We start from the raw sequence: 3,487 nt of genomic DNA on the forward strand, positions 1-3,487 counted from the left end.
CACCCTGGGTGGGGGTGGGCTCGCCGAGGTGGCTGTCGCGTCCGCCGACCTTACCGTCGCGGTGCCGTCCGCGGTGTCCTTCGACGTGGCGGCGGCGGTGCCACTGGGTGTGGCCACGGCTGTTCTCCTGCTCGAACGCGCCGGCCTGAAACACGGCGAATCGGTGCTGATGCATTCGGCGAGCGGCGGAATCGGCGCACTCGTCAGCCAGGTCGCCAGGACGATGGGCAGCGGCGAACGCATCGGCACGGTCGGCAGGGCGGACAAGGTCGCGGCCGGTCTCGGAGCCGGGTGGGACTCGGTGTTCGCGCGCGACGACCAGACGGAGGCGCGGATCAGGGAGATCGCTCCCCAGGGGGTGGACGTGATCCTCGACCCGACCGGCTCACTGCTGGAACTGGATCTTTCCGTCGCGGCACCGGGTGGGCGCGTGGTCCTCTTCGGCAACGCCACAGGCGGTGCGCTCCCACCGCTGCCGCCCACCGGACGACTCATCGGCGGGAACGTCGGCCTGCTCGGTTTCAGCATCAGCCGCCTGGCCGCGACCTCGCCGGCCACCTTGACGAGCGCACTGCGAAAGGGGTTGCAGCTGATCGAGGCGGGAACCGTGCGGGTCGAAACCTCGACCGTCGATTCGCTCGCCTCCGTTGCCGGGATCCACGACCTGCTGGCCGCGGGACGCGGATCCGGGAAGTACGTGGTCGACGTCAAGGGCCGGTGACCGGCAGGACTTCGCACCTCCGGGTGGCCAACGCACTCCGAAGTGCGTTGGCCGCACCGGGATGGAGAACGACTCTCTTCCGGTTCCCCAGGGCATACGCAGCACAACGACCCTGAGGAGAACTGATGCGTGCCGTGATCGTTCGCGAGTTCGGTGGCCCCGAAGCACTGGAGATCGCCGAGGTGCCCAGCCCCGAACCGGGCCCGGGCCAGGTGCGGATCCGGGTCACCGCCGCCGCGCTCAACCCCGTTGACGAGCAGACGCGGGCGGGTGCCCTCGCCGGTCTGCACGGTCCGTTGCCGCACGTCGGGATCGGCTGGGACGTCGCCGGGGTGATCGACGGGATCGGCGAGGGGGTGACCGGGTTCTCGCCCGGCGATCCGGTGATCGGGTTGCGGGACCGGCTCACCGAACCGCTGGGCAGCCACGCCGAGCAGGTGGTGCTGGACGCGAGCGCCGTCGCGCCCAGCACGCTCGACCCGGTCGAGGGCGCCACGCTGCCGCTGAACGCGCTGACCGCGGTGCAGGCACTGGACGCGCTCGACCTGCGGACCGGCCAGACCGTGCTGGTCACCGGCGCCGCCGGCGGGCTCGGCGGGTACCTCGTCGAACTGGCCACCCTGCGCGGTCTCCGCGTGGCCGCACTCGCCGGCGGTGGCGACGAGGAACTCGTCCGCGGGCTCGGAGCCGAATTCTTCGTGCCCCGCGGGGAAAACCTCGCGGCCGCGGTCCGTCGTCGCCTGCCGGGCGGGGTCGACGGCGTGGTCGACGCGGCGGTGCTGGGCACGGAAGCCCTTGACGCGGTGCGAAACGAGGGCACCTTCGTGTCCGTCCTCGGTGACGGACCGCGTGGGCTACGCGGGATCACCGTGCGGTCGGTGTGGATCCGGGCCGACGGCCGCGCGCTGACCGCGCTCGCCCGGCTCGCCGCGCTCGGGCGCCTGACCCAGCGGGTCGCCGGAACCTACCCGCTGGCGGAAGCGGAGAAGGCCCACCGGCGACTGCGGGAAGGCGGCCTGCGCGGGCGGCTCGTGCTCGTCCCGTAACCGGTTCACGCGGGTCGGCGCACCCGCTGGAACGTGTCGGCGTTGGTCATGGCGGCATGGGCCCAGGGCAGTTTGATCAGCTCCGGGGCCTGTCCCGGCCGAGGTGGCTTCACGGCGGAGTCGGCGATCACGTGCCACATGGTTTCCATCCGTCCGTCTCGCAGGAGCCCGGTGAACGAGGCGATCGCGTCGCCGCCGGGCCCGGAGCGGCTGAACGCGAACTGCACGCAGTCGCCGACATGGATGCCGGTGATCTCGGCCTCCGTGCCCGCGAACGCACTGTCGCCCAGCGCCGTGCGGAAGGTGCCCCGGAGCCGCTGCCCGGAGTCGTCGGTGATGGTCAGTTCCGAGCCGTACTGGTTGCGCCAGTGTCCGAGCCAGGTGACGGGATTCCGATTGCTCATGTCCTCATGCTCGCCACGAACCTCGGCCGGCGGGAGTGGCAGGATCGACACCTTTGGGGATTATCCTGCCGTCATGGAACGACGTCACCGCGTGGTCGCCGTGGTCACGCCGCCGCAGTCGACGTTCGAACTCGCCTGCGTTGCGGAGGTGTTCGGCATCGAGCACCCCGGCGTGCCGACCCGCTACTCGTTCGACGTCTGCGCGGAAACCCCTGGTGCCCTTCCCACCAAGGCGGGCTACCGGATGCTCATCGAGCACGGACTCGACGTTCTCGGCGCGGCCGACTCGGTGTTCGTGACCGGCTGGCCCGACCGGCTCGCCCAGCCGTCACCGCAACTCGCTCGGGCCCTCACCGACGCGCACGCCCGCGGCGCCCGCGTCGTCGGGATCTGCTCGGGTACGTTCGCGCTCGCCGCGATCGGACTCCTCGACGGCAGGGAGGCCACCACCCACTGGCGCATGGCCGAAGAACTCCAGGCCCGCTACCCGAGGGTGGCCGTGCGGCCGCATGCCCTCTACGTCGACCACGGCGACGTCGCGACCAGCGCGGGCACCGGTGCGGCGGTCGATCTCGCGCTCGAACTCGTCCGCCGGGACTTCGGCGCCGCGTACGCGGCCGACATCGCCCGCCACATGGTCCTCCCACCGCACCGCGACGGCGGGCAACGGCAGTACTCGTGGACCCCGCCGGACCGGAACGCGCCGGAGCAGGAAACGCTCGCAGCGATACTGGCGTGGGCCGGGGAGAACCTCCACCGGCCGATCGGCAACGGCGATCTCGCCACCCGGGGCGCGGTCTCGCCCCGCACCCTGGCGCGGCTGTTCGACCGCCACCTCGGCACCACACCGGGAAAGTGGCTGCTGCGCAGGCGGATCGAGCAGGCGCGGGCCTTGCTGGAGCGCACCGACGCGCCCGTGGCGGCCGTCGGAGCCGCCACCGGTTTCCCCGACCCGTCGAACTTCCGGCGCCGGTTCAGCGAGGAAGTGGGCACCACACCCGGCGATTACCGGCGCACCTTCGGCCATCCGGGAGGCCCCTCCGGGTCGTGATCACCTCCTCCCCGGCTCCAAGCTCTCGGCGAAGATCGGGAAGCCGGACCGTTTCGCGTTACGCTCGGGCGTCGGGCGAGGAGGTCGGATGAGGACAGTGGTTTCCGGGAACGTGCGGCTCGCGGTGTTCGAGGAGGGCCCCGAGGACGCACCCGTCGTGGTGCTGGTGCACGGCTATCCCGACACCCACGAGGTGTGGGACGACGTGGCGGCCGCGCTGTCGGACCGCTTCCGCGTGGTGCGCTACGACGTGCGGGGCGCGGGC

At 72.0% G+C, this 3,487-nt stretch carries 5 protein-coding genes; 4 read left to right on the top strand and 1 reads right to left on the bottom strand.

Annotation, left to right across the window (positions count from 1 at the left end; all coding sequences use genetic code 11):
* Positions 1–721: quinone oxidoreductase family protein (locus FNH05_RS34790; protein ID WP_222426805.1), on the top strand; the 721-nt coding region annotated here is incomplete at its 5' end.
* Between the two features lie 125 nt (positions 722–846).
* Positions 847–1,767, top strand: a complete 921-nt coding sequence (locus FNH05_RS34795) for an NADP-dependent oxidoreductase (protein WP_144593098.1) — start codon at positions 847–849, stop codon at positions 1,765–1,767.
* A 5-nt stretch (positions 1,768–1,772) separates the two neighbouring features.
* On the opposite strand, the gene FNH05_RS34800 is transcribed toward FNH05_RS34795, so the two are convergent.
* Positions 1,773–2,171 carry an avidin/streptavidin family protein gene (locus FNH05_RS34800; protein WP_144593099.1) on the bottom strand — a complete coding sequence of 133 codons (399 nt, stop codon included), beginning with the start codon at positions 2,169–2,171 and terminating at the stop codon, positions 1,773–1,775.
* 73 nt (positions 2,172–2,244) lie between these two features.
* On the opposite strand from FNH05_RS34800, the gene FNH05_RS34805 reads away from it, so the two are divergent.
* Complete coding sequence (locus FNH05_RS34805) at positions 2,245–3,222, top strand: GlxA family transcriptional regulator (protein ID WP_144593100.1); 978 nt, start codon at positions 2,245–2,247, stop codon at positions 3,220–3,222.
* Positions 3,223–3,310: 88 nt separating this feature from the next.
* Positions 3,311–3,487, top strand: a 177-nt coding sequence (locus tag FNH05_RS34810; RefSeq protein WP_144593101.1) for an alpha/beta fold hydrolase, incomplete at its 3' end; no start/stop codon positions are given.

The sequence above is a fragment of the Amycolatopsis rhizosphaerae genome, assembly GCF_007713715.1.
GTDB classification, from domain to species: Bacteria; Actinomycetota; Actinomycetes; order Mycobacteriales; family Pseudonocardiaceae; genus Amycolatopsis_E; species Amycolatopsis_E rhizosphaerae.

Excerpts from the sequence above, each read along its gene's own strand:
- FNH05_RS34800 (WP_144593099.1), bottom strand. The coding sequence starts at position 2,171 with ATGAGCAATCGGAATCCCGTCACCTGGCTCGGACACTGGCGCAACCAG.
- FNH05_RS34795 (WP_144593098.1), top strand. The coding sequence starts at position 847 with ATGCGTGCCGTGATCGTTCGCGAGTTCGGTGGCCCCGAAGCACTGGAG.
- FNH05_RS34805 (WP_144593100.1), top strand. The coding sequence starts at position 2,245 with ATGGAACGACGTCACCGCGTGGTCGCCGTGGTCACGCCGCCGCAGTCG.